The sequence below is a fragment of the Paenibacillus sp. BJ-4 genome, from assembly GCF_020404765.1.
In the GTDB taxonomy this organism is placed as follows: domain Bacteria; phylum Bacillota; class Bacilli; order Paenibacillales; family Paenibacillaceae; genus Paenibacillus.
The window spans coordinates 1-211 of sequence record NZ_JAIVEM010000079.1 but is presented as its reverse complement, the minus strand read 5'-3'; the positions used below and the strand labels follow the sequence as shown (position 1 = coordinate 211).

General features: G+C 51.2%; 1 pseudogene. It reads left to right on the top strand.

The features are described 5' to 3' along the window. Positions 1-211 (top strand): annotated as a pseudogene (locus LCF57_RS28205) (IS3 family transposase); the annotation flags it as partial.

Sequence of the window (211 nt, the reverse complement as noted above, 5' to 3'; positions counted from 1 at the left end):
GAGACGTATCCGGTGCCGTGCTCCATTCGGATCAGGGTTTCCAGTATACGTCTGCGGCGTACAACACACGACTCGAAGAATTCGGCGTCAAGGGCAGTCACTCTCACAAAGGTACCTGCCTGGATAACGCTTGCATCGAATCCTTCTTTTCGCATCTCAAGACCGAGAAGCTGTACCTCCACCAGTGTAAGTCAGAAACGGAAATTCATCA